Source organism: Mycobacterium pseudokansasii, from assembly GCF_900566075.1.
Taxonomy (GTDB): Bacteria; Actinomycetota; Actinomycetes; order Mycobacteriales; family Mycobacteriaceae; genus Mycobacterium; species Mycobacterium pseudokansasii.
In genome coordinates, this window is record NZ_UPHU01000001.1 from 1,589,685 (window position 1) to 1,615,217 (window position 25,533).

Annotated in this window: 14 protein-coding genes; 4 read left to right on the forward strand and 10 right to left on the reverse strand. The window is 64.4% G+C overall.

Features of this window, described 5'->3' with window-relative positions:
• The first annotated feature begins 206 nt into the window (after window positions 1-206).
• From EET10_RS07310 to EET10_RS07325, 4 genes are all read left to right on the forward strand, one after another.
• Window positions 207-2,186 carry a PPE family protein gene (locus tag EET10_RS07310; RefSeq protein WP_099188137.1) on the forward strand — a complete coding sequence of 660 codons (1,980 nt, stop codon included), beginning with the start codon at window positions 207-209 and terminating at the stop codon, window positions 2,184-2,186.
• 35 nt (window positions 2,187-2,221) lie between these two features.
• Window positions 2,222-10,444: a PPE domain-containing protein gene (locus EET10_RS30625; protein ID WP_122502008.1), complete on the forward strand. Its 8,223-nt coding sequence runs from the start codon at window positions 2,222-2,224 to the stop codon at window positions 10,442-10,444.
• 178 nt (window positions 10,445-10,622) lie between these two features.
• Complete coding sequence (locus EET10_RS07320) at window positions 10,623-12,356, forward strand: IS1634 family transposase (protein WP_036398586.1); 1,734 nt, start codon at window positions 10,623-10,625, stop codon at window positions 12,354-12,356.
• Between the two features lie 205 nt (window positions 12,357-12,561).
• A complete protein-coding gene (locus tag EET10_RS07325; protein WP_425461685.1) occupies window positions 12,562-14,346 on the forward strand; it encodes an IS1634 family transposase in 1,785 nt (594 codons plus the stop codon).
• A gap of 519 nt (window positions 14,347-14,865) precedes the next feature.
• Here the strand turns inward: EET10_RS07325 and EET10_RS07335 are convergent.
• The 10 genes from EET10_RS07335 to EET10_RS07380 form a co-directional block, all read right to left on the reverse strand.
• Window positions 14,866-15,204, reverse strand: coding sequence for a DUF6285 domain-containing protein (locus EET10_RS07335; protein ID WP_036404173.1), 339 nt, complete (start codon window positions 15,202-15,204; stop codon window positions 14,866-14,868).
• Entirely contained in the window at window positions 15,201-16,160 is a 960-nt protein-coding gene (locus EET10_RS07340) for a phosphotransferase family protein (protein WP_099188693.1), read from the reverse strand. Before EET10_RS07340 ends, EET10_RS07335 begins: the two co-directional genes overlap by 4 nt.
• A 2-nt stretch (window positions 16,161-16,162) precedes the next feature.
• Entirely contained in the window at window positions 16,163-17,401 is a 1,239-nt protein-coding gene (locus EET10_RS07345; RefSeq protein WP_063467744.1) for an acyl-CoA dehydrogenase family protein, read from the reverse strand.
• An 11-nt stretch (window positions 17,402-17,412) separates the two neighbouring features.
• The gene (locus tag EET10_RS07350; RefSeq protein ID WP_036404171.1) at window positions 17,413-18,033 is read right to left on the reverse strand and encodes a TetR/AcrR family transcriptional regulator; all 621 of its coding nucleotides are present in this window, start codon (window positions 18,031-18,033) and stop codon (window positions 17,413-17,415) included.
• Window positions 18,033-18,929, reverse strand: a complete 897-nt coding sequence (locus EET10_RS07355) for a hydroxymethylglutaryl-CoA lyase (RefSeq protein WP_122502011.1) — start codon at window positions 18,927-18,929, stop codon at window positions 18,033-18,035. The genes EET10_RS07350 and EET10_RS07355 overlap by 1 nt, the downstream gene beginning before the upstream one ends.
• Window positions 18,926-20,167 (reverse strand): CaiB/BaiF CoA transferase family protein, encoded by a 1,242-nt coding sequence (locus EET10_RS07360; RefSeq protein ID WP_063467746.1) that lies wholly within the window; start codon window positions 20,165-20,167, stop codon window positions 18,926-18,928. The genes EET10_RS07355 and EET10_RS07360 overlap by 4 nt, the downstream gene beginning before the upstream one ends.
• The gene (locus tag EET10_RS07365; RefSeq protein WP_036404169.1) at window positions 20,164-21,345 is read right to left on the reverse strand and encodes an alpha/beta hydrolase; all 1,182 of its coding nucleotides are present in this window, start codon (window positions 21,343-21,345) and stop codon (window positions 20,164-20,166) included. The genes EET10_RS07360 and EET10_RS07365 overlap by 4 nt, the downstream gene beginning before the upstream one ends.
• A gap of 2 nt (window positions 21,346-21,347) precedes the next feature.
• On the reverse strand, window positions 21,348-22,442 hold the full coding sequence (locus tag EET10_RS07370) for a homogentisate 1,2-dioxygenase (RefSeq protein WP_122502012.1): 1,095 nt from the start codon (window positions 22,440-22,442) through the stop codon (window positions 21,348-21,350).
• A gap of 393 nt (window positions 22,443-22,835) precedes the next feature.
• On the reverse strand, window positions 22,836-25,139 hold the full coding sequence (locus EET10_RS07375) for a heavy metal translocating P-type ATPase (RefSeq protein ID WP_036404165.1): 2,304 nt from the start codon (window positions 25,137-25,139) through the stop codon (window positions 22,836-22,838).
• 92 nt (window positions 25,140-25,231) lie between these two features.
• Window positions 25,232-25,516 (reverse strand): DUF1490 family protein, encoded by a 285-nt coding sequence (locus tag EET10_RS07380; RefSeq protein ID WP_036404163.1) that lies wholly within the window; start codon window positions 25,514-25,516, stop codon window positions 25,232-25,234.
• Window positions 25,517-25,533: the final 17 nt, after the last annotated feature.

Sequence of the window (25,533 nt, forward strand, 5' to 3'; positions counted from 1 at the left end):
GCGCTGCCCACCCGTCGGCAACCAAGGTCGCTGCCGCGACGGTGGAACCCGCCGCGTGGCAGCCGTAACCGGGGGTGCGGTCGAGGACCTCCTAGAGCAATTCGCCCGAACCGCTGACAGCCTGGGCGGGCCGGTGTAACGGTTGCTGTGGTCCGTGATCGCGGGCCCGTCGGTCGGGGCAGGTCGGCTGCGAAAGGGCTAGGGTGATGAATTTTTCGGTGTTGCCGCCGGAGATCAATTCGTTGCGGATTTTCGCCGGCGCCGGTCCGCAACCGATGCTGGCCGCAGCTACGGCCTGGGACGGACTGGCCGGCGAGCTCGCCGGTGCGGCGTCGTCGTTTTCGTCGGTGACGTCGGGTTTGGTCGACGGCTCGTGGCGGGGGCCGGCGTCAGCGGCGATGGCGGCTGCAGCGGCGCCTTACGCCCAATGGTTGAGTGCCGCGGCGGGTCACGCTTCGGGGGCGGCAGCTCAGGCTCGTGCGGTGGCCAGTTCGTTCGACGCGGCGCGCGCGGCCACAGTGCATCCATTGATGGTGGCGATCAACCGTAATCGGTTCGTGCAGCTGGTGACGTCGAACGTGCTTGGCTTGAACGCGCCGGCGATCGCCTCAGCCGAGGCCCAATACGAGCAGATGTGGGCGCAGGACGTGGCCGCGATGCTGAGTTATTACGCTGACACGTCGGCCGCGGCGGCCGCATTGTCGCCGTGGGGTGCTGGGCTGCAGGGCGCTTCCGCCGCATCGGGCCAGTGGGGTGCGCCAGAGACGCCGGCTTCCGGGGGAGGGCCGTTGGCGTCCGCCATCTCGGCCGGGTCGAGTGCGGCCGCCGGCACCAATATCTCGCTACCCAACCTGGGTTTCGGCAATACCGGCAATGGAAACTTCGGATCCGGCAATGCCGGTGATTTGAATCTGGGTAGCGGAAACAACGGCAACGTCAACCTGGGTAGCGGAAACAACGGCAACGTCAATTTCGGCAGCGGCAACACCGGCAATGTCAACCTTGGCAGCGGTAATGCCGGCAGCCTCAACGTCGGCAGCGGCAACGCCGGCAACAACAACCTGGGCAGCGGCAACGACGGGAACGCAAACCTCGGCCACGGGAACGTCGGCAGCAATAATTTCGGCAGTGGAAATATTGGCGGCGGCAACCTTGGCTTCGGCAACGCCGGCAGCAATAACTTCGGCAGTGGAAACAATGGGAGCGGCAACCTTGGGAGCGGGAACAGTGGTAATCTCAATGTCGGCTTCGCTAATACTGGTAGCAACAATATTGGTTTTGCTAATACCGGAAACAATAATATCGGTATCGGCCTCACTGGCGACAATCAGATTGGCTTCGGCGGCCTGAACTCCGGCACCGGAGCCGTCGGCTTGTTCAATTCTGGTAGCGGTAACACCGGCATTTTCAACTCCGGAAGCAATAACCTGGGGTGGCTGAACTCGGGGGTGGGCAACTGGGGTGGTTGGAACTCCGGGGCGGGCAGCACCGGCTTTGGCAACTCGGGCGTGACCAGCACCGGCTTCTGGAATTCCGGGTCCTACGACACCGGCTTTGGTAACGCCGGCTCGGGCAATGCCGGCGCTTTCAACTCGGGCAGCCACAACACCGGCTGGTTTAGCTCGGGCTCCGGCGGCACGGGTGACTACAACTCGGGCGACGGCAACTTCGGGAGCTTCAACGCAGGCGACGTGAATACCGGGAGCTTCAACGCAGGCTCCGTCAATACCGGATTGTGGAATTCAGGCCACATCAATACCGGCGCCCTGAACTCCGGAACTCTGAACACCGGTTTCGGCAGTCCGATCATTCAGACGGTTGCCAACTCGGGGTTTGGCAATACCGGCACCGGCAACTCTGGTTTCAACAATTTCGGTGATAACAACTCTGGCTACGGCAACGCAGGCGTCGCAGGCGGACCCGGCCAGAACAATGCCGGTATCGGGAATCAAGGGATGCAACACTCCGGAATTGGAAACACCGGTTCCAACAATGACTCAGGCCTCGGGAACACAGGTTTGTACAATGCTGGGTTCTTCAACACTGGAGACAATAATTCCGGCTTCGGAAACATCAACACCGTTGCCAATGGATTCAATTCGGGCATTGGTAATTTTGGCAACAGCAACTCTGGTGGCTTCAATATTGGTACCGGATGGGCCGGCTTCTTTGGTAGCAACTTCTGAAGTCGAATGGGCCAGCTCGGAGAGGATTGAGTGCGATGAACTTTTCGGTTTTGCCCCCAGAGATCAATTCGGCGCAGATTTTTGCCGGTCCCGGGTCAGCGCCGATGCTGCAGGCGGCGGCGTCGTGGCAGCGCCTGGCCGACGAATTAACCTCGGCGGCGGCGTCATTCGAATCGGTCACCTCGGCGTTGGTCGGCGATTCCTGGCAGGGCTGGGCGGCGGCGGCGATGGCGAGTGCCGCCGCCCCATACGCAAGCTGGTTGAACGCCGCCGCTGCCGGAGCCCAGGGTGCGTCCGTCCAGGCCGGCGCAGCGGCAACGGTGTTCGAGGACGCGCTAGCGGCGATGGTGCACCCGGCGGTGGTGGCGGCAAACCGGAATCAGCTCGTCATGCTCGCGATGTCGAACCTGTTGGGTCTGAATGCTCCGGCGATCGCAGCCGCCGAAGCGCAGTACGAGCAGATGTGGGCCCAGGATGTGGCAGCCCTGTCGGGCTACCACGCCGGGGTTTCAACGGTGGCCGCTGAGCTGGTGCCGTGGCAAGGAGTGCTGCAAACGCTTTCGGCGAGTGCGAGCAGTTCGATCGCGGCCGTCAACGTGGCCGCCCAGGCTGAATCCTTCACTGGACTGGATGTCAGTGTGTCGTTCAGCGGTCTGCAACTCTTGCAGTTGGGCACCGCGCACGCGAACTCGACTTTCGGTGGGCTGGCGGTCGCCCTCGGCTCGAACAGTTCTGCTAGTGCTGCCGGGTTGCTCGACGGGGCCTGGGCCCTGGGCAGCGCCACCGGCGCCAGCAGCAGTGGCATTCTCAACACGGCATTGGCCGTGGGCGACACCAGCACCGCACAGGCCGGCGGCTTGCTTACTGTGGCTTCGGCCTTTGGTAGCGGCAACAGTGTGAGCACTGGTGGTTATGTGAATTTCGCCGGGCTTGTCGGTAATGGCAACCAGGTTGGTGTGGTTGACGGCTTTGGTAACCGCGCTTGGGTTTTGGGTAACGATAATGTGGCGCAGGTCGGTGGTTTGCTTACTGCGGCTTCGGCTTTCGGTGGCGGCAACAGTGTGAGCACTGGTGGTTATGTGAATTTCGGCGGGCTTGTCGGTAATGGCAACCAGGTTGGTATGGTTGACGGCTTTGGTAACCGCGCTTGGGTTTTGGGTAACGATAATGTGGCGCAGGTCGGTGGTTTGCTTACTGCGGCTTCGGCTTTCGGTGGCGGCAACAGTGTGAGCACTGGTGGTTATGTGAATTTCGCCGGGCTTGTCGGTAATGGCAACCAGGTTGGTGTGGTTGACGGGGGCGGTAACCGCGCTTGGGTTTTGGGTAACGACAATGTGGCGCAGGTCGGTGGTTTACTTACTGCGGCTTCGGCTTTCGGTGGCGGCAACAGTGTGAGCACTGGTGGTTATGTGAATTTCGCCGGGCTTGTCGGTAATGGCAACCAGGTTGGTGTGGTTGACGGGGGCGGTAACCGCGCTTGGGTTTTGGGTAACGACAACGTAGCCGATGTCGTTGGCGTGTTCACAGGGGCTCTTACGCTCGGTAGCGGCAATAGCACCGGCGCCGGTGGCACTGTGAACTTCGCCGGGATTCTGGGCAACAACAACCAGGCCGGTGCGATTGACGGTATAGGCAACGGCGCTTGGGTCTTCGGGGACAACAACGCAGCCCACGCCGGCGGCGGGTACTTCAACGCGGCAACAGTGCTCGGCAACTACAACAGCCCGGTCGGAGTCGGCGCCAACGGCACGGGCTCCGTAGCCCGAACGAACATCGCCAACTTTGCCACCGTCGTCGGTAACCACAACAATGCAGTTACCGTGGGCGCCAATGGAAATGACGCAGTCGCGAATACCAACATCGGCACCTTCGCCACTGTGCTCGGTAGCAACAACGGCATGGTTGCTGCCGGTGCCAACGGAAGTGGTGCAGTCGCGAACGCCAACGTCGGAACCATTGCTACCGTGTTGGGAAATAACAACAGCGGTGTTCAAGCCAGTGTCGCCGGCCAGACCAATATCGCCACCGCCGCCACGGTACTCGGCGACAACAACGGCGGGGTGTTGGCCGGGGCTGATGGCAACCTCAACATCGCCACGATGGCCAACGCCATTGGCGCCGACAACAACGTGGTGGCAGCTGATGCTGTCGGCAACACCAACATCGTCACGTTTAGCAACGTAATCGGCAACGCTAACAGCGGCGTCGCAGCCAGTACCGATGGCGATACCAACATCGCCACCTTCGCGACCGTCGTCGGCAACGGCAACCATGGGGCTGCCGCCGATGCCGTCGGCCGCCTGAACATCGCCACCTTCGGCACTGCAGTCGGCGGCGGGAACGAGGTCGGCGCGAGCGCCAACGGTGACACCAACATCGTTACCTTCGCCAGCGCTGTCGGCAACGGCAACCATGACGTCGCCGCCGACGCCGCAGGCCATCTCAATATCGCCACCTTGAGCACTGCCATGTTCAACGGCAATCATGAGGTGACGGCCAGCGCGAGCGGCGATACCAATATCGCCACCTTTGCCACCGTCGCGGGCAACGCCAACCGCGGGGTCACCGCAGAAGCTCTCGGCCACACCAATATCGCTACCTTCGCCACCACGACCGGCCTGATAAGCGTCGGAAACGACGGCGTCAAGGCAAAGGCTGCTGGCGACCTCAACATCGCCACCTTTGCCACCGACATCAACATTATTGGCAATGGAAACCAAAACCTGGAAGCCAGCGCCAGTGGTACCGGTAATATCGCAACTTTTGCAACGACTTTCGGCAATGCGAACGACGGGGTCGCCGCAAGCACCGACGGACAGGGCAACATAGCAACCTTTGCCACCGCCTTCGGCAACGCCAATACGGGAGTGTCGTCCAGCGCCGCCGGCACCGGCAATATCGCGACACTTGCCACCAACGCCAGCTTCGTCGGCAACGCCAACAACGCGATCCGAGCTAGCGCAGACGGCACCGGCAACATCGCCACGTTCGCCACCAACGCCAGCTTCGTCGGCAACGCCAACAACGGCGTGGAAGCCAATGCCAGCGGCGGAGGTAACATCGCCACCTTCGCCACGGTTGTCGGTAGCGCCAACCAACAGGTGGAAGCCGGCGCCACTGGGAATAACAACATCGCCACTCTCGCAGGGGTTTACGGCAACGGCAACGATGGGGTGCAAGCCACGGCGAGCGGCGACGCCAATATCGCCACGATGGCCAACTCCCTCACTATCTTTGGCAACGGCGACAATTCGGTCGGGGCCAGCGCCAACGGCCGGGGCAATATCGCCACCGTCGGCACCGCCGCCACCCTCTTTGGTACCGCCAGCAACGGCGTCGAAGCCACCGCCAACGGCGGGGGCAATATCGCCACATTTGCCAGCGCCTTCGGCGACAGCAATGGGGTGACCGCTAAAGCCTTGGGAGACAACAACATCGTCACCTTCGCCACCGCTATCGGTAATGACAACGGTGCAGTCCTGGCCAGCGCCAGCGACCGGGGCAATATCGCCACCTTCGCGACCGTGGTCGGCGACGACAACGCGCTGACCGCCGAAGCTGTCGGTGATGGCAACATATCGACTCTTGCGACAGTGGTAGGCGGCCACAACAGCGGCGTTCTGGCGAGTGCGAACGGCACGGGCAATTACGCCACGGCCGCCACGGCGGTCGGCAATGACAACACCGCAGTCGAGGCCAAGACCGACGGCACAGGCAATATCACCACCTTCGGCACCGCGGTTGGTAACAGTAACGCGCTTACAGCCGAGGCCAATGGCGCGGCCAACATCGCGACTCTTGCGACCGTGGTCGGCGACCACAACAGCGGAGTTCTGGCCAGCTCCAACGACACTGCCAATTACGCTACGCTCGCCACTGTTGTCGGCAACGCCAACACCGGCGCCGCCGCCACCTCCAATGGCGACGTCAATATCGCCACGCTAGCCACGGTCGTCGGTGACAACAATGCGGTGGCAGCTGACGCTATCGGCAGCACGAATATCGCTACCCTGGGCACCGCCGTGGGTGATGCCAATAGCGGAGTCGCAGCCAACGCCGACGGCAGACTGAATATCGCAACCGCGGCCACCGCGGTTTTTGATGGGAATCAAGCGATTACGGCAACTGCTGTTGGTGACACCAATGTGGCGACCGCAGGCACTGTTGTCGGCTACAACAACAGCGGGATTACGGCCGCGGCCGACGGTGCGACCAATGTCGCGACCGCGGCCACGGTGGTGGGCGATGGTAATAGTGCGGCGATCCTGGCCACGGCGAGCGGTGACACCAATGTGGCGACGGCGGCGACGGTGGTGGGGGATCGTAATGCTGGGGTGTTGGCTAGTGCGCAGGGGGTGCGCAATGTGGCGACGGCGGCCACGGTGGTGGGCAATGACAATGTGGTTGATGCTGCCAGTGCGATGGCGGTGGGGGAGACCAATGTGGCGACGGCGGCCACGGTGGTGGGTGATGGCAATAGTGGGGTGGCTGCTATGGCCGATGGTCGCATTAATGTGGCCACGGCGGCCACGGTGGTCGGTGATGGCAATAGTGGGGTTGTTGCGGGTGCGGATGGCAGCGTCAATGTGGTGACGGCGGCCACCGCGGTTTTTGATGGGAATCAAGCGATTACGGCAACTGCTGTTGGTGACACCAATGTGGCGACGGCGGCCACGGTGGTGGGTAACGCCAACGATGGGGTTACGGCCAGCGCTGATGGCAGCATCAATGTCGCGTCGGCGGCGACGGTGGTGGGTGCCAACAATGGTGGGGTTGTGGCGGGTTCGGTCGGTGACACCAATGTGGCGACGGCGGCGACGGTGGTGGGGGATCGTAATGCTGGGGTGTTGGCTAGTGCGCAGGGGGTGCGCAATGTGGCGACGGCGGCCACGGTGGTGGGCAATGACAATGTGGTTGATGCTGCCAGTGCGATGGCGGTGGGGGAGACCAATGTGGCGACGGCGGCCACGGTGGTGGGTGATGGCAATAGTGGGGTGGCTGCTATGGCCGATGGTCGCATTAATGTGGCCACGGCGGCCACGGTGGTCGGTGATGGCAATAGTGGGGTTGTTGCGGGTGCGGATGGCAGCGTCAATGTGGTGACGGCGGCCACCGCGGTTTTTGATGGGAATCAAGCGATTACGGCAACTGCTGTTGGTGACACCAATGTGGCAACCGCAGGCACTGTTGTCGGCTACAACAACAGCGGGATTACGGCCGCGGCCGACGGTGCGACCAATGTCGCGACCGCGGCCACGGTGGTGGGCGATGGTAATAGTGCGGCGATCCTGGCCACGGCGAGCGGTGACACCAATGTGGCGACGGCGGCGACGGTGGTGGGGGATCGTAATGCTGGGGTGTTGGCTAGTGCGCAGGGGGTGCGCAATGTGGCGACGGCGGCCACGGTGGTGGGCAATGACAATGTGGTTGATGCTGCCAGTGCGATGGCGGTGGGGGAGACCAATGTGGCGACGGCGGCCACGGTGGTGGGTGATGGCAATAGTGGGGTGGCTGCTATGGCCGATGGTCGCATTAATGTGGCCACGGCGGCCACGGTGGTCGGTGATGGCAATAGTGGGGTTGTTGCGGGTGCGGATGGCAGCGTCAATGTGGTGACGGCGGCCACCGCGGTTTTTGATGGGAATCAAGCGATTACGGCAACTGCTGTTGGTGACACCAATGTGGCAACCGCAGGCACTGTTGTCGGCTACAACAACAGCGGGATTACGGCCGCGGCCGACGGTGCGACCAATGTCGCGACCGCGGCCACGGTGGTGGGCGATGGTAATAGTGCGGCGATCCTGGCCACGGCGAGCGGTGACACCAATGTGGCGACGGCGGCGACGGTGGTGGGGGATCGTAATGCTGGGGTGTTGGCTAGTGCGCAGGGGGTGCGCAATGTGGCGACGGCGGCCACGGTGGTGGGCAATGACAATGTGGTTGATGCTGCCAGTGCGATGGCGGTGGGGGAGACCAATGTGGCGACGGCGGCCACGGTGGTGGGTGATGGCAATAGTGGGGTGGCTGCTATGGCCGATGGTCGCATTAATGTGGCCACGGCGGCCACGGTGGTCGGTGATGGCAATAGTGGGGTTGTTGCGGGTGCGGATGGCAGCGTCAATGTGGTGACGGCGGCCACCGCGGTTTTTGATGGGAATCAAGCGATTACGGCAACTGCTGTTGGTGACACCAATGTGGCGACGGCGGCCACGGTGGTGGGTAACGCCAACGATGGGGTTACGGCCAGCGCTGATGGCAGCATCAATGTCGCGTCGGCGGCGACGGTGGTGGGTGCCAACAATGGTGGGGTTGTGGCGGGTTCGGTCGGTGACACCAATGTGGCGACGGCGGCGACGGTGGTGGGGGATCGTAATGCTGGGGTGTTGGCTAGTGCGCAGGGGGTGCGCAATGTGGCGACGGCGGCCACGGTGGTGGGCAATGACAATGTGGTTGATGCTGCCAGTGCGATGGCGGTGGGGGAGACCAATGTGGCGACGGCGGCCACGGTGGTGGGTGATGGCAATAGTGGGGTGGCTGCTATGGCCGATGGTCGCATTAATGTGGCCACGGCGGCCACGGTGGTCGGTGATGGCAATAGTGGGGTTGTTGCGGGTGCGGATGGCAGCGTCAATGTGGTGACGGCGGCCACCGCGGTTTTTGATGGGAATCAAGCGATTACGGCAACTGCTGTTGGTGACACCAATGTGGCGACCGCAGGCACTGTTGTCGGCTACAACAACAGCGGGATTACGGCCGCGGCCGACGGTGCGACCAATGTCGCGACCGCGGCCACGGTGGTGGGCGATGGTAATAGTGCGGCGATCCTGGCCACGGCGAGCGGTGACACCAATGTGGCGACGGCGGCGACGGTGGTGGGGGATCGTAATGCTGGGGTGTTGGCTAGTGCGCAGGGGGTGCGCAATGTGGCGACGGCGGCCACGGTGGTGGGCAATGACAATGTGGTTGATGCTGCCAGTGCGATGGCGGTGGGGGAGACCAATGTGGCGACGGCGGCCACGGTGGTGGGTGATGGCAATAGTGGGGTGGCTGCTATGGCCGATGGTCGCATTAATGTGGCCACGGCGGCCACGGTGGTCGGTGATGGCAATAGTGGGGTTGTTGCGGGTGCGGATGGCAGCGTCAATGTGGTGACGGCGGCCACCGCGGTTTTTGATGGGAATCAAGCGATTACGGCAACTGCTGTTGGTGACACCAATGTGGCGACGGCGGCCACGGTGGTGGGTAACGCCAACGATGGGGTTACGGCCAGCGCTGATGGCAGCATCAATGTCGCGTCGGCGGCGACGGTGGTGGGTGCCAACAATGGTGGGGTTGTGGCGGGTTCGGTCGGTGACACCAATGTGGCGACGGCGGCGACGGTGGTGGGGGATCGTAATGCTGGGGTGTTGGCTAGTGCGCAGGGGGTGCGCAATGTGGCGACGGCGGCCACGGTGGTGGGCAATGACAATGTGGTTGATGCTGCCAGTGCGATGGCGGTGGGGGAGACCAATGTGGCGACGGCGGCCACGGTGGTCGGTGATGGCAATAGTGGGGTGGCTGCTATGGCCGATGGTCGCATTAATGTGGCCACGGCGGCCACGGTGGTCGGTGATGGCAATAGTGGGGTTGTTGCGGGTGCGGATGGCAGCGTCAATGTGGTGACGGCGGCCACCGCGGTTTTTGATGGGAATCAAGCGATTACGGCAACTGCTGTTGGTGACACCAATGTGGCGACGGCGGCCACGGTGGTGGGTAACGCCAACGATGGGGTTACGGCCAGCGCTGATGGCAGCATCAATGTCGCGTCGGCGGCGACGGTGGTGGGTGCCAACAATGGTGGCGTAGCTGCCAGCGCTGTCGGCGACAACGACTTCGTCACCGCTGCTACCGTCGTTGGCCGCGGCAACAACGGGGTCGCAGCCGAGGCCGTAGGCGGCAACTTCGCCAACGCCGCTGTGGTCGTCGGCGGCAATAACACCGACGTCCATGCGCAAAGAGGCCACTTCAACGCGGCGGTCGTGGTAGGAAATGACAGCACCGCCTTCGCGGGCGGTGAAACAGGCGACGAAGGCAATCGCGACTTCGCGATCGTCGTCGCCAACAACGCCCAAGCTCGAGCATTCAATGGCAACAACGACATCGCAATCGCCAGGGCAGACGGCGCATCGGCGATCGCAGGTCCCGGCGACAACATCGTGGACATCCAGCCGCCGTTATTTGCGTTCTTACTGGGAGCCTTGCGCGGATTATTCTCCTAGCCCATCTAAACCGTAGTTCCCCCCGTTAGGTGGGGTCTGAGTCGCCGATGTGGTTTGTGAGCAGGTGTTTTTGCGCCCACGTAAAGGCGAATATGTAGACATGTGCACGATAGACTCGTACGGCGCGTCATCAATTGAATAAGCGTTATAACTCCTATCGATATGCTATAAAGTAGACATGTACGTGGCGCGGGTGCCGAACCGGGGGTCACCGCCGGCGATCCTGCTGCGGGAAAGTTACCGCGAAGGCGGAAAGGTGAAAAACCGCACCCTGGCCAACCTGACCCGCTGGCCGGCGCCCAAGGTGGATGCGCTATCGCGGGTGCTTAAGGGACTGTCGCCAACGGTGGAGCTGGCCGAGGCGTTCGAGATCACCCGCAGCCTGCCGCACGGGCACGTGGCCGCGGTGCTGGGCACCGCGCGGGCACTCGGCGTGGAGGAGTTGATCGACCCGGCGCCCTCGCGGCGGCGGAATCTGGTGACCGCCATGTTGGTGGCCCAGGTGATCGACCCAGGCTCCAAGCTGGCGGTGGCGCGCGGGTTGCGTTCTGAGACCGCGACCAGCTCTCTCGGTGACGTGCTGGGCGTGTCCGGCTGTGATGAGGATGACCTCTATGCGGCGATGGACTGGGTGCTTCAGCGCAAGGACGCCATCGAAACCAAGCTGGCCGCACGGCATTTGGCCAACGGCACCCTGGTGCTCTACGACGTGTCCTCGGCGGCGTTTGAGGGCCACACCTGCCCGCTGGGCAAGATCGGGCACGCCCGCGACGGGGTCAAAGGCCGGCCGCAGATCGTCTACGGGCTGCTGTGTAGCACCGCCGGGATACCGATAGCGATCGAGGTGTTCGACGGCAACACCGCCGACCCGAAAACCCTGAGCGCCCAGATCACCAAGCTCAAAAAACGCTTCGGGCTCACCCGGGTCTGCTTGATCGGGGACCGCGGCATGCTCACCTGCGCGCGCATCCGCGATGAGCTGCGCCCCGCCGAGCTGGATTGGATCACCGCGCTGCGCGCCCCGCAGATCAAGGCCCTCGTCGAGGCCGACGCGCTGCAGCTGACCCTGTTCGACCAACAAGACCTCGTCGAGATCACCTCCCCAGACTTTCCCGGGGAGCGGCTGATGTGCTGCCACAACCCGGTCCTGGGCGCCCAGCGCACCCGCAAACGCCAAGACTTGTTGGCCGCCACCGAAAAACAGCTCGCCCTCATCGCCGCCGCCACCACCCGAGCACGGCGCCCGCTGCGCGGCCAAGACAAGATCGCGCTCAAGGTGGGCAAGGTGATCAACCACTACAAAATGGCCAAGCACTTTCACACCGAGATCACCGACGAGACGTTCACCTACACCCGCAACCAAGACAGCATCGCCGCCGAGGCCGCCCTCGACGGCATCTACGTGATACGCACCAGCCTGCCCGCCGACACCCTCGTCGCGGGCGACGTCGTGTTGCGCTACAAGGGACTCGAAGACGTCGAACGCTTCTTCCGCACCTGCAACAGCGAACTCGACGTGCGCCCCATCCGCCACCATCTCGCCGACCGGGTCCGCGCCCACATGTTCTTGCGGATGCTGTCCTACTACATCAGCTGGCACATGAAACAAGCCCTGGCCCCGATCCTGTTTGTCGACCACGACAAACCCGCCGCCGCCGCCACACGCACCAATCCCGTTGCCGCGGCCCAACGCTCCGATGCCGCACTAGCCAAGGCCGCCCGCAAACATACCCAAGACGGCACCCCAGTGCACAGCTTCACCAGCCTGCTCACCGACCTGGAAACCATCTGCGCCAACCACATTCAACCCGCCGACGACATGCCAACATTCACCAAACTCACCACCCCCACCCCACTGCAGCGACGAGCCTTCGAACTCCTCGGCCTCACCCACCGCCTGGGCTACATGTAGTCAGTGAACAAGCCAAAACCGCAGGTCAGCACCCATTCGTCAACACAGCAGGGGGAACTTCGGTCTAAACCGAAGTTGCGACGGTTTTGACTGGGGATTAGTGGTTTGAACTGACATTATGGGTGCTGTTGTGTGCTCATATGTAGTCACGAATAGATGCGTGTCGTTGCTATCATTTCAACGGAATCAGGCTATTATTCTTGGTGTGCCACGCAATACTGGCAAAGCTCACGTAGTCAGAGTTAAGAAGACTCACGTGGATAAGCACGGCCACGAGCGCGTCTATGAGTCTGTGCTGTTGCGCCGCACCTACCGGGACGGGGCCAAGGTGCGCAACCAGACCGTGGCCAACCTGTCGATGCTGCCGCCGCAGGCCGTCGATGCGATCGAGGCGACGCTGAAGGGCCACACGCTGGTGCCGGCCGGCTCGGAGTTCAGCAAGTCCCGGTCGCTGCCGCATGGGGACGTGGCGGCGGTGGCCGCGATGGCGCGCAAGCTCGAGCTGGCCGCACTGCTGGGCCCGCCGTGCCGAGCCCGCGATATCGTGCTCGCCTTGATCATCTCGCGGGTGGTGCGGCCCACCTCGAAGCTGTCCACCCTGTCGTGGTGGCCCAACACCACCCTCGGCGTGGATTTCGGGGTGGCCGAGGCCTCCACCGACGAGATCTACGCCGGGATGGACTGGCTGGCCGACCGGCAGGACAAGATCGAAAAGAAGCTGGCGGCAAAGCATTTAAACGAGTCGGTGAACCCGGGCCGGATGGCGTTGTTTGACCTGACTTCCTCGTGGGTGACCGGCCGATGCTGCCAGCTGGCCGCGCGCGGCTACTCCCGCGACGGCAAGAAGGGCTGCCAGCAGATCGAATACGGGGTGCTCACCGACCCTGAGGGCCGCCCGGTCGCGGTGCGCGTGTTTTCCGGTGCCACCGCCGACCCGACCGCGTTCACCCAGATCGTGCAGGTGATCAAAGACAAGCTCGCCATCCAACAGCTGGTGCTGGTCGGCGATCGCGGCATGATCACCACCGCCCGCATCGACGCGCTGCGCGAACTCAACGACAACCCCGACACCCCAACCGCCTTCGATTGGATCACCGCGCTACGTGCACCCGCGATCGCCAAACTCGCCCGCGACGACGGGCCGCTGCAGATGAGCCTGTTCGATACCCAAGACCTCGCCGAGATCACCCACCCCGACTACCCCGGCGAACGGCTGATCGCCTGCCGCAACCCCACCCTGGCCGCCGAACGTGCCCGCAAACGCCACGACCTGCTGGCTGCCACCGAGAAACAACTGGCCCACATCGCCCAACGCGTCACCAAAGCCACCCTGTCCGGCGCCGACAAGATCGGCATCGCAGTCGGCAAGGTCAGCGGAAAATTCAAGGTGGGCAAGCTCTTCCACCTCACGATCACCGACACCGAATTCACCTACCACCGCGACCAGGCCGCCATCGACGCCCAAGCTGCCCTCGACGGCATCTACGTGCTGCGCACCAGCGTCAACACCAAGGTCCTCGACCCCGCCGCCGTGGTGCAGGGTTACAAAAACCTCGCCAACATCGAACGCAACTTTCGCATCATCAAGACCGACGACCTCGACCTACGCCCCATCCACCACCGCCTCGAGGACCGCGTCAAAGCCCACGTGCTGATCTGCATGCTGGCCTGCTACCTCATCTGGCACCTGCGCAAGGCCTGGGCGCCACTGACATTCACCGACGAAACACCACCGCATCGGGACAACCCCGTCGCCCCCGCGCAGCGTTCCCCAGCCGCACACGCCAAAGCCTCCACCAAACACGACGCGGCCGGCAACCCAGTACGAAACTTCCGCGACCTGCTCAATCACCTGGCCACCCTCACCCGCGACCGGATCCGCTACCACCACACCAACATCGAAATCGACAAACTCACCGAGGCCACCCCCACCCAGCGCCGCGCCTTCGACCTCATCGACGCCCCGATCCCAGTCACCATCACCGCGTAGCCAGAACCACCACCCACCCAAACCAGCCAATACCCAGGTCAACCCAGGAATTCAGCCAGTTCAATAGCCTTAACTTCGGTCTAAACCGGTGCACGCCGTGGAGCGGTGCACGCCGTGGAGCGGTGCACGCCGGTCACGCCCACCAGCCTGGGTGCAGCGAAGCGGCCGAAACGCACGCAGGAGAGCATCGAGAGCCTATCCGGGCAGTTCATCCAGTCCACGGGGCGGCGGCCGCGCCGCGACATCAACGGCCCGTTGGGGCAGGATGTCATCCCGTTGGCTGTCGAAGCGATGACGGGCCGGTCATGTCAGTCAGTCGAGTCGCCCGGGTCAGCGCATGCCCGAAAATTCAGCGTGCCCGCCGTTATGCGATAAAACCAGGCGTGCAATGGATTTGTCGCTGAGTTGTCGCTCGAAGGCGAGTCAACGCGCACCGGCTCGGCCAGAGACCGATGAGAAAGACGTGATTGCCGTGACTCGGCGCTCGGGTGACAGCCAAATCAGCACCGTCGAAACCGCCTATTCGCTGTCGTATCCGGGATGAGAGACCGCAAGGCGATGCCGTACCAGTGTGCGCAGACAGGCGATGACCTCGTCGTCGCGGCTGTCCAGCTCACCGGCCCGGATCGAAGTGGCGAGGTCGGCCTCGTCGGCGAAGCCGAGGCCGGCCAGCGCCGCCTGGACGCCAACATCGCTGGGACTCAACAATTCTCGCTCGACGATGCGCAGGGCGTTGGCCGCCACCCGGGCATGGAAGTTGACCTGCCCGCTGGTCGCCGACCGTACGTCGCCTTCGAGGAATTCGGCGACGGCGGCCACGAGTTCAGCCGCGGTCGGACGGCCGTAGAGCCCGGTCATCGTCCACCACCCTCGAGCAGCTCAAGCAGATCCCACTCGTTCTCGCAGACCCGGCGCCCAATCGTCGCCAACTCGACCGACCGGGACTGACGACTCAAGTGCCGCTCCGCCTGGTATCGGCAGATGACGCCCCAACGCAGCGTGGCCAGTACCAACCACCAACGAAATGCCACCGGATCGACGGCAGCCCCGCTGGCCTGCTGGTATGCGCGCAAAAAGTCGTCGATACCGCCTAATCCACCGGCGCCTAGGTTGGCCGGAGCCCCGAACCGCCAGGCCCGCACACAGAACCAGGCCAAGTCCTCATACGCCTCCCCGACATGCACCAGCTCCCAATCCAGAACGGCCGCAAGGTCGGACCCGTCGACGATGAGGTTGCCCATCCGGAAGTCGCCGTGCACCAGAACCGCTGCCGAGGGCTGTGGTCGATGCGCCGCAAGCCAGCGGAAGGCCCATTCGAAGGTCGCAGTGGTGTCGCACATCGCATCGAGCCGTTCACGCCATTGCGCAAGCGCGTCCTCGCGGGCGAGGCTGGAGTCGTTCGAATCGGCCCGGTGAATCGCGGCCAGCGCCTGTGCGCATTGGCGCAACAGCCGCTGCCGCCCGGCCGCGTCGAGTTGGCGCTGGATGCGACGGACGATCGTTTCCCCTTTGACCTCTTGGCATATCAGGAACGGATTGCCCAGTGCCGCTGGCGAATCATCAGCCAGCAGGATATGCGGCACCGGCGCGCCCGCGGCTGCCGCGGCGGCCTGGACACGGGCTTCGAGTTCCATACCGGCGTGCACGTCGTCGGGCGGCCCGATGCGCAGGATCAGGGGTCGACATTCGGCGCCCACGACTGCGTCGAACGCCCATGTGGTCCTGCTGGCACCGCCGGTGAGCACCCGCAGGTTTTCGATCGCCACCTCGGCGCCCAGCAGCGGGCCCAGCAGCGCGGGCAACTCCTCCGACAGAGTCACTTTGTGCCGAACTTGAACAGCCGCTGGGCTACCCGGCGGATCTGGATCTCCTCCGCGCCCTCGGTGATTCGATAGCGGCGGTGATGTCGGTAGATGTGCTCGAAAGGCTCGTGGCGGCTGTAGCCGACACCGCCGAAGACCTGCATCGCCCGGTCGGCGGCCTCACACACCAACCGGTTGGCGCGGTAGTTGGCCATCGACACCTTGTCCGAAACCTCCATGTGGTGATTGCGATCCAGTTGGTCGGCCGCGTAGTACACCAGCAGCCGCACCATCTGCGCCTCGGTCTGCAGCTCGACGAGCGGCCATTGGACGGCCTGGTTCACCGACAACGGCTTACCGAATACCCTGCGTTGGTTGGCGTAGTCGACGGCCCGGTCGATGCAGTACTGCGCAGCGCCCAGACTGCTGGCCGCCTGACGAATCCGGTTCTCGTGCAGGAAAGTCTGGCCGACCTCGAGGCCGCGGTCGACCTCGCCGAGCACCGCGTCATCGGGCACCCGGACGCCGTCAAACACCACCTCCCCGTGGTCGGTCGGCATGTTGAGGGTCCACCAGTAGTACGGAACGGTGAAGCCGGGAGCATCGGTGGGGACGAGGAACGCGGTGATGCCGCGGGCCTGACCGGGCTCGCCCGAGGTACGGGCGAACACCAGGTCGTGGGTGGCGCGGTGTACGCCGGTGTTGAACCGCTTGGCGCCGTTGATCACCCAGCTGTCCTTGTCGCGCTCGGCACGAGTCTCGAGCCAGGTGGCGTCCGACCCGTGATTGGGTTCGGTCAAGCCGAATGCCATCGACCGCTCGCCGGTAATGAGCGCCTCGGTCCACTCCTTCTTCTGCGCTTCGGTGCCGAACCGGTCCATCATGATGACTTGCGGGAAGTTGCCGACGATGGAGGACTCATTCTGCAAGTCGTTGTGCAGCCCGAGCCCCTTGTGCGCCAAGTGTTCACGGATGACTGCCATATCGACGTTGGTTCCGTCGCGGCCACCGAACCGTGACGGCAGGCCGTAACGCAGCCAGCCCGCCCGGTCGGCGCGCCTGCGCATCTCGGCCAGCAGGTCCTCCCACTCTGGTCGGGGGATGCCATCGTTGTCCCAATCGGTGCGGGCATGCTCACGGCGATGGTCGAAATACTGGATGTGCTGGCGTTCCAGCGGTTTGATCTGGGACTCGATGAACTCGTCCATCTCGGCGAGCAGACCGGGAAGATGTTCTGGCAGGATGAAATCCACGACTAATCTCCTTAAACGCCGTATAGAGTTTTCTTCCAGATCGTTGACAAGGTCTTGATCGCGTCCTCGTCGCTGATGTCCAGACGCAGATTCTCGGGGCCCGAGCGGCCGACGAACACGGTGGTGAAGTTCTCGAACAACAGGGCGATCGCGGCCGCCGTGTGCTCCGGATGAAGCTCGGCGCCGTAGCCCTGCTCTTGAGCGCGGCGTACCGACGCGGCCACAATGTCCATGCCGAAACGCCGGAATTCGTTCTGCACGAGAGCGAAACGCTGCTGGGTGGCGGCCAGTTGGGCGACAGCGATCATGATGCCGATGTTCTGTTTGAAGATGTTCCAGTAACCGGTGACCACCGAGGTGAAGAACGCGTCGTCGTCGGGGGTATCCGGCAGTTGCACGCTCAGCCCGGAAGGCGCGACGACGTCGTGCAGAAACGATTCCGCCAGGGCGGCGAGCAAATCCTCTTTGTCGGAGAAGTACCGGTAGAACACCGCGGGCGACTTGCCGGCGGCCGAGGTGATGTCGGCCAGGGTAACTCCGTGAAATCCCCTCTCGGCAAAGAGCTTTCGCGCGGCCTGCTCGATGGCCTGCCGGGTCTGGCGGCCCTTGGAGGTGAGCGCGCCGGCGCGCATCAGTTCCGGATCCGGTCGCCGGCGCGCAGCAGATAACCCGGCAAGTCATGGCCGACAACCGATTTCGCAACCTCAGCCGCTGCGATGGCAGCCGGTAAGTCGACGTCGACCTCGAAACCGCTGTCGACCAGGAGATACACCAGATCCTCGGTGGCGATATTGCCGGTGGCCCCCGGGGCAAACGGGCAGCCACCGAGTCCGCCGACCGAGGCATCCAGCCTGGTAACACCCGAGCACACCGCCGCATAGGCACTGGCCAGCCCCGCGCCCCGGGTGTTGTGGAAGTGACCACCCAGCGGAATGTCGCCGATCACCGGACGTAGTTGTGCGATCAGCGAACTCACCCGGCCCGGGGTGGTGGTGCCGATGGTGTCGGCGATCGAGAACCGGTCCACACCCAGGTCGCGGGCTACGGCGGCGATGTCGAGGACCCGCTGCGGCGGGGTGGGCCCGTCGAACGGACAATCCCATGCAGTGGCGACGATGACCTCGACGGTAACCTCGCTGCTCCGGGCGATGGCGAGGATCTCGCCGATTTGGCCGGTCGCCTCGGCGCTGCTGCGACCGACGTTGGCCTCGCTGAACGAGTCGCTGGCCGCCACCACGTACTCGATGGCGCGCAGGCCGGCCGCGATCGCCCGCTTGGCGCCGTTGGGGCTGGCCACCAGTGCGGAGAACTCGATGTCGGGGTAGTTGGGTAATTCGGCCGCGAGTTCGGCGGCATCGGCCATCGCCGGAACCTTGGATGGCGACACGAACGCCGTTGCCTCCACCTCCCGCACTCCTGTGGCGGCCACCGCGGCCAGCAACTCCAGCTTGGCCGACAACGGGATCGGCTTCTCGATCTGCAGTCCGTCGCGCAGCGACACCTCACGAACGGTTACCCGGGAATTCATAACACTCCTTCGGCACGCAACTCATCGAGGTCCTGAGCGCTCTTGCCCAGCAGGCCGATATAGACGTCGTCGTTGTGCCGACCGGGGCGCGCGGGACCGGCGGTGCGCACGCGCCCCGGTGATTCGGAGAGCACCGGCACGATCCCCGGTCCCAATACGGATCGTTCGACCCTTTCATCGAAGTGTTCGACCAGCATGCCGCGCGCCCGCAGCTGTGGATCGTCGACCACCTCCGCGACGGTATTGATCGGTCCGGCGATCACTCCTGAGGCGGAAAGTGTTTCGATGATCTCGCCGGGCCGCCGCCCGGCGGCCCAGGAGCCGATGATCCTGTCGAGCTCGTCCTGGTTGCGCCCGCGCGCCGCGTGCGTGGCGAATCGGTCATCGGCGACCAGTTCCGGACGTCCCATAGCCTTGCACAGCCGGGCGAACACGGTGTCCTGGTTCGCGGCGATCACCACCCAAGAGCCGTCGGCGCTGCGGTAGATGTTCGACGGCGCAATGCCTTCCAGCCTGGTTCCGGACGGTCCGCGCACCACGCCGCCGACGTCGTAGTCCGGAATCGTGGATTCCTGTACCGCCAAACATGATTCGGTGAGGGCGACATCGACCACTTGGCCCTTGCCGGTGACGCCGCGGCGATACAGGGCGGCCAGCGCGCCCTGGGCGCCGAACATGCCGGCCAGGGTGTCGCCCAGCGAGAGCGCGAGCCGGGGCGGTGGTCCGCCGGGGAAGCCGTTGAGATGGCGCAGCCCGCTGGCGGCCTCGGCCACCGAGGCGTAACCCGCTTTGTGTGCGTCGGGCCCGGTTTGTCCGTAGCCCGACACCCGGACCAGGATGATGCCCGGGTTACGTTGGCTCAGCACGTCGTATCCCAGGTTCCACTTCTCCAGCGTGCCCGGGCGGAAGTTCTCGACGACGATGTCGGATTTTTCGACCAGCTCGAGAAAGAGCTCCCGGCCGCGCGGGCGTCGCAGGTCGAGGGTGATGGCCCGCTTGTTGCGGGCATGCACGGTCCAGAAGACGCGGTGTCCGTTGAGTTCGGCCTGCCCCCAGGTGCGTAACGGATCCGGGGCGCCCGGCGGCTCCACCTTGATGACGTCGGCGCCCATGTCGCCGAGCAGCCGGCCGGCGAACGGACCGGCGATCAAGGTACCGAGCTCGAGCACCCGGATGCCGTCCAGCGGTCCGGTTGGGGTCGATTCCCCGGGTGCCGCACTCCCGGCCGGCTCGGTCATGCGGTGCTCGCGAAGTCGTGGCGGATCAGCCAGTCGGTCACGATCTCGACGGCGTGCGCCAGCTTGTCACGTTGGTCGGGACCCGCGTAATAGTGTGTAGCGCCAGGGATTTCGTACATCTCCTTGTCGGGGTACCCGATCGCTTCGAAGAGCCGGCGGGTATGGCTGGGTGTGCAGGCGTCGTCTGCCAGGTTACCGATCACCAGTGCGGGGACGGCGAGATCTCGCGCGCATGTCACGCCGTCGGCGCGGGCGTCGTCGTAACTCCACTGCGACAGCCAGCTGCGCAGTGAGCAGAACCGGGCTAACCCGACTGGGCCCATGTTCACCACCTGCGGGTCACCCAGGTAGCAGGTGCCTGGCGTTCGTTGGTTGGGATCGACGGTCGGATCCAGCCACCTCGGGTCGGCCATGGTGCCGTGCACGACGAAGCAGAACTCGTCATCGGGACGGCCCCGTGCCGCCAGTTCGGCCATCGTGTCCTTGACCCATGCAGTGATACGGCGGTTGCGGTCGATCTGAGCCTGCCGGTATCGCGCGAGGAATTCCTGGGTGTAGGGCGGCTGGTTGGGGTTATCCGGGTTGTACAGGTCCAGTTCGGGATCGCGCTTGGTGGGGTCGGTTTCGTCGAGGATCGACGCGTCGAGCCATTCGGTGAGCGTGCCGTGCCGGCTGATGTGCGCGGCCAGCAGCATGATGCCGTCCGCGGCGGAAAGGTCGAGCTGGGTCAGGTCAGGCCCGTCGCCGGACGGGCTGGATGTGACGGTCGGGTGCTGAGCCTGCTGCTGGTAGAACATCGACAGCGAACCGCCGCCGCTCCATCCGGCCAGCACCACCTTGGTATAGCCCAGCCGCGTTTTCGCGTCCTTGATGCACTCGCCGAGATCCTCGACCACCTTCTCCATCAGCAGCGCCGAGTCGGTGCCACGGAACCGGCTGTTGCAGTAGATGACGTGGTGGCCGGCCCGCGCCAGCGCGTTGATCATCGGCAGATAGGCGCCGCCGCCGATAGGGTGCATGAACACCAGCACGGTGTCCGACGGGTTATCCGTGGGCCGCAGCAGATAGCTCTCCAGCACGGTGATCTCGGCCAGCCCGCCATAGACATCGCGGACACCGGAATTGTTCTGGAAGGCAACGAGGTAGGGAATTCTGTCGTATTCGTGACGGGTCGTCATGATCAGTGCCGTCCCAGGTCGTGAGTCTGCATCTCGGCGCACGGGGTGAGTCGCCGACGGGTATCGATGGCGATCACCTGCCAGTCGACGGTCGAATACTCGTCGAATTTGCGGCGCGCCCGCTCTCGTGCCTTTTCGGGTGCGCCATGGTGAATCCCTTGGGGCGCATGGGAGATCAGCCCCGGTGTCATCGGAATGCCGTACAGCGAACCGCCGTGGAAGAAGGCGATCTCGTCGTAGTCGACGTTGCGGTGATACCAGGGTGTGCGCTCGGTGCCGGGGACGCCCTCGGCGGGTTTGGGCAGAAAGTTCATCACGTAGACCCCGGTGGCCTGCATGAACAGGTGCACCGTCGGCGGAAGGTGGACGCTGTCGGAGGTGATCACGTTGTAGTCGGCGATGTTGAAGGTGAATGGGAAATTGTCGCCGCGCCAGCCTTCGACGTCGATCGGATTGTGTCGGTAGTAAAGGCGTGTCGGGCCTTCCCGATGGATCAGCCGCACCTCGTACTCGTCACGGCCGTCGTCGTCGATCGGCCCCGGCTCCGGGATGGTGACCTGCGACGGATCGAACGGGAAGTGCCGGCCCAACGCGCCCGGCGGCGGCACCCGAAACTCGTCGGTGGCCTCGACCATCAGCAGGGTCGTTTCGCTGTCCGGTATCTGGCGCCAGGTGCAGGCCTTGGGGATATAGACCCAGTCGCCCTCCCGGTAACGCAACGGGCCGAACTCGGTTTCGGCCATGCCGCTGCCCCGGTGGACGAAGCACAGCAAGTCGCCGTCAACGTGGCGAGAGTAGAACGGCATGGGCTCGCGGCGGCGGCGGCTCAGCAGAATCCGGCAGTCGGTGTTGTGGAACATCAGCAGCGGACCGCCGTTGGCATCGGTGGAGTCGCTGGGTTCGAGCTCGCTGGCCAGCACGTCCACGGGCCGCAGTGGGCCGACCGCCCGGTACGCGGTGGGGTCGTGGCGGCGGTAGATGTTGGCGGTCCGCCCGGTGAAGCCGCCGCGGCCCAGTTCGTCGTCCTTGAGCCCGTCGAGATCGGCATGCAGGCGCCGCGGTGTCCGGCCCTTTCGCAGGTGGACAAAGGATTCCATACGTCGGCTCCAGGGCTCGGGCAAAGTCAGGGGACGTTCCGCAACACAAAACTGAAAGTGATATTACTTTTCTTTATCGCGGACGCAAGGGTCCGTTGTCGTGTAATCGGGTCGCCTCGGTATTTCCGCCGCCTAGAGCGACCCGGCCGTCAGGCAATCATTGACTGGATGCTCTGCGACAGCCGCCATCCACCCAGCCGTCCCGACGAGACCCCTTCCCCGGTACCCGAGGCCACCAGACCATACGCCACGCGAAGCTAAACTCGCTCAGCCGCGGATGCATGAACGCGGCGGGGCGTGTTTCACCCTCAACCGATGCGACGGCAACGCGATGTTATGCCACCGACATCTGACGCCTGCTCCGAGATTAGGCGAAATGCGAAAACGCCTGACCTACAAGGCTTGCGTTGATCCGGCAAGGGCGTTGATGCGTCCGGCGCGCACACCGTTGGCGATGACAACGACTTCGGTGAGTTCGTGCACGAATACGACTGCGGCCAGCCCGAGTGTTCCGAACAACGACAACGGCATCAGCACGGTGATGATCGCCAGGGATAGCCCGATGTTTTGCAGCATGATCTGGCGGGAGCGACGAGCGTGGTCCAGTGCTTGGGGCAGGTGGCGCAGGTCTTGGCCCATCAGGGCGACGTCGGCGGTTTCGATCGCCACGTCGGTTCCCATGGCTCCCATCGCGATTCCCAAGTCGGCGGCGGCCAAAGCCGGAGCGTCGTTGACGCCGTCACCCACCATCGCGGTAGGCCGCTGCGCACGTAACTCCGCGACCAGCCGTGCTTTGTCCTCAGGCCGTAGTTCGGCATACACGTCCCCGATTCCCGCTTGGGCGGCCAGAGCGGCCGCGGTGGCGTGATTGTCACCGGTGAGCATCGCCACCTGGTAACCGCCGGCGCGCAGCTCGGCAACGACCTCGGCGGCTTCCGGGCGTAGTTCGTCGCGCACGGCGATGGCACCGAGCAATTTCTCGTCACGTTCGACGAGGACTGCTGTCGCTCCACCTTGTTGCATGCGCGACACGTGATCGGTGAGGTCACCCGAATCGAACCAGCCGGGTCGCCCCAACCGGACGTTATGCCCGTCGAGCCGGCCAGTTAGTCCCGCACCGGGGATGGCCTGAACGTCGCTGGCAGCTCCGATAGGCGCTGCGGTTGCAGCGAGAACGGCTGGGGCCAGCGGATGTTCACTGCGGGCCTCCAGTGCGGCCGCAATCGCCAGAACCTCTTCGCGGGTGGCGCCGTTGGTGGTCGCGACGTCGATCACCTTGGGCCGGTTGGCCGTTAGCGTTCCGGTCTTGTCCAGGGCTATCAGGCCGATCGTGCCCAGGCTTTCCAGGGCGGCGCCACCCTTGATGAGTACGCCGAACTTGGCGGCCGCACCGATGGCCGCGACGACCGCCACCGGCACAGCGATGGCCAGGGCGCACGGGGAGGCTGCGACCAGCACCACCAGAGCGCGTTCGATCCAGAGCGTCGGGCTACCGAAAATACTGCCCGCGCCGGCGATCGCCGCCCCGGCGACCAGGATGCTCGGCACCAGCGGCCGCGCGATGCGGTCGGCTAGCCGTTGGCTGGCACCTTTTCGCGCCTGTTCGGCTTCCACGATGTGCACGATGCGGGCCAGCGAGTTGTCCTCGGCGGTCGTGGTGACCTCCACCAGCAGCACTCCGGAACCGTTGATCGACCCCGCGAACACCTCGTCACCAGGTCCGGCTTCCACCGGTACGGACTCGCCGGTGATCGCCGAGACATCCAACGCGGTGCGCCCGTCAAGAATGATGCCGTCAGTGGCCAGACGTTCACCGGCCTTGACGATCATCTGGTCACCGACCTGGAGGTCAGCCGCGGGGACCACGGTTTCGGTATCCCCACGCAGCACGGTTGCGTCATCGGGTACCAGCGACAGCAGCGCGCGTAGGCCGCGCCGGGTACGCGACACCGCATATTCCTCCAAGCCCTCACTGATGGAGAACAGAAACGCCAGCATGGCAGCTTCGCCGACCCGGCCAAGTCCGACGGCGCCGGCCCCGGCGATGGTCATCAACGTGCCAACACCGATGCGGCCCTGCGCGAGTCGATTAATGGCCGAGGGCGCGAACGTAGAGGCCCCTATCGCCAGCGCAAGGACTTTCATCCCCAGTGCGACCGGCCCAAGCGGAGTGACCCATGCAGTAATCACCGAGCCCGTTAGCAGCGCTCCGGACAGTGCGGCGCGTCGCAGCTTGACGACCTGCCACAGCTGCTCCGGCCCGTCGTTGTCGTCGTGGTCGCAACAGCCATCGCTAACCGTTCGCCCAGGACGACCCGGCGCGCCAGCACACGAACCCGACCGTATCCGCGTGCTCCAGTCGATGACTCTCTGCGCCAAACCAGGCCTGCGGCCATCCGCCGAGCGCGGGGCTCGCTCGGGTACCGCGGTCGCGGGGGTGTGCACGGCTTCGGCGATCGCCGACAGGACCGCAGCGGTGTCGCAGCGTGCGGGCGCATGCCAAATGACCACCGAGGCCGTACGCGGATACGCCTGTACGGCTTCGACTCCCGCCACCTCGCCGACCGCGTCCTCGATCGCGATGGCCCGCATCTCGCCGAGCCGAAACCCATTGATGCATACACGCATTCGTCCCGAAGTCGCCGATACAACGGTCAGCCTGACGCCGGTAGCGGGGTGAGAATCAGTGGTGAGCATCGTCTGCCTCCCTGGCGGTACACGGTGTGGACTTCGGCAAATGCGGACGGTGGGCCCTTCAGCTTCGCCGGCGCGGATCGACTGTGGATCTCTCAGCAGCAGCAGTCGTCATCGGCTTGGGTGCCGACCGGCGAGGGAGCCTCGTTACCGATCCGATCGCGAGCCTCGGCGACCACGTCGGCAACCTCCAGCCGGGCGGCCTCGGCCGCCACCTCCGCGCGCCTTGTTCCCCGCAGGCCCCATTCGGTCGCGGTCACCGCGACCCGGTGTAGAGGAGCCTTGCCCAGCGCCTTGCGCACCACCTCGTAGGCGCTCGCCCCGACCAGCCCGGTGACCACCGTCCCGGCCGCCTTAACCAATAGTCCATGTGCAACCACAGCTAACCTTCCTCGTG